The following is a 1,687-nucleotide window of genomic DNA, read 5'->3' as shown; positions in this document are numbered from 1 at the left end:
GTCAAGTAGACAATTGAAAAAATATAAATTTTTCCTGCCAGTAGAAATTTATCTGCTGGCAGTTTTTATGCAGCTTGCAAGTAAATTTCATGTTTTTCCATTGGCGTTAAAATTCCAAGATTCCTTTGCAAGCGTTTATTGTTGTAGTAATCTATATAATCTTCGATCATTTTTACGAGAGTACCTCTATCAGTGAATCGTTTTCCATAATATCGCTCTCTCTTCAGAATTCCCCAAAAGCCTTCCATTGGTCCATTGTCGATACATTTAGCAACTCGCGACATGCTTTGTATTATTCCAGCAGTTACAAGTTTTGTATGAAATGTCCTGTTCGTATATTGGAATCCTCTGTCACTGTGAAACAGTGGCTGCGCACCAGGATTTCTAAGTAAAGCATTGTCTACCGTATCAAACACCAAAGCATTGTTGCTCTTATCACGAATAACATACGAAACAATCCGTCTATCATATAGATCCAGTATTGCACTTAGATAAATTTTATGCTTTTCCATCCCAATATAATAATGGAATTCTGTCACATCAGTGAGCCATTTTTCATTTGGTGCTTTGGCAGTGAACTCCCGATTAAGTATGTTTTCAGCTATATACTGAGGGCTTGCAGCCTGTCTTGTGCATCCGTTGTTAGAATACTTGATAGTTGATTTTATATTAAGTTTACGGCAAATGCGTAGCACACGTTTATCGTTTACATCAATACCATGATATCGTTCCAAATCATCCCTGATCCTTCGATAGCCTTTATCCGGTGAGTCTGTGTGAATCTTTTCTATCTCGTCGGCAATAAGCCTATTCTTTTGCTCACTTTTAGGAATTTCTCTGTGTAGCCATTTATAATAAGCTGCTCTAGAAACTTTACCAAGTTTACAAAGTGCAGCGATTGGATAATTATGTTCTTTGTGTTCTTCTTTGATTGCCTGATATATATGTTCATGACGGATCAGGCTTAGCCCCGCCTCCTCTCTATTTCTTCGAGTTTTTTTAAAAAAGATGCCTCCATTTCAGCACGTTCTTTCTCTGCTTTTAAAATTTTAACTTCAGCACGCAGCTTTTCTAATTCACTCATCTCATCGGGACGTTTTCGTTTGCCACGGTTATCTCTTAAAGCTTCCACTCCACCAGCTTCATATTTGACTATATAATTGCGAGCCTGTTGATAGGACACCTGGTATTGTTCTGCTGTTTGGGCATAATTACGATCATGTGCGATACAATACTGTACTATTTCAACCCGTTCTTCAAAAGTGGTTTTTCTTCCTTTGGTCATGATAATGTTTCCTCCTGTTCCAGAAGATTTTAATTCTTCATGACCATTATACTTCTTTATCCAGATTTGTAACTTAGCTTTTGAACGGATTCCGTATTTTTTGCAAATATCATCCTGAGAACCATAGCCTGCTAAATAATCTAAGACTGCTTGTTGTTTCAATTCTTTGGAATATTTTTTATTTCCTTTCAATGTGAATGCATTTGCTCCCATAGATTCATAGTTTCGAATCCATTGTTGGACAGATGCGAGACTTACATCAAACATATCGGCAATTCGCCGTTGGCTTTCTTTTCCATCCAGATATAGATTTACAGCATATGTCTTATCCTCAACAGATACTTTTCTTTTGGACATAAAATATGCTCCCTCCTAAGTGACAAGTTTTTATTATTTCACTTG

At 36.8% G+C, this 1,687-nt stretch carries 2 protein-coding genes; both read right to left on the bottom strand.

The window, feature by feature from the left end; all coding sequences use genetic code 11:
• Nucleotides 1–65: 65 nt before the first annotated feature.
• Nucleotides 66–959, bottom strand: a complete 894-nt coding sequence (locus tag DW769_RS16265) for an IS3 family transposase (protein WP_118750639.1) — start codon at nucleotides 957–959, stop codon at nucleotides 66–68.
• 5 nt (nucleotides 960–964) lie between these two features.
• The gene (locus DW769_RS16260) at nucleotides 965–1,642 is read right to left on the bottom strand and encodes a helix-turn-helix domain-containing protein (RefSeq protein ID WP_118720818.1); all 678 of its coding nucleotides are present in this window, start codon (nucleotides 1,640–1,642) and stop codon (nucleotides 965–967) included.
• Between the last annotated feature and the right edge of the window lie 45 nt (nucleotides 1,643–1,687).

It is taken from the genome of Blautia sp. AM29-29, from assembly GCF_003480555.1.
GTDB classification, from domain to species: Bacteria; Bacillota; Clostridia; order Lachnospirales; family Lachnospiraceae; genus Fusicatenibacter; species Fusicatenibacter saccharivorans.
The sequence above is the reverse complement of the archived record's forward strand: the minus strand, read 5'-3'. Positions and strand labels throughout refer to the sequence as shown.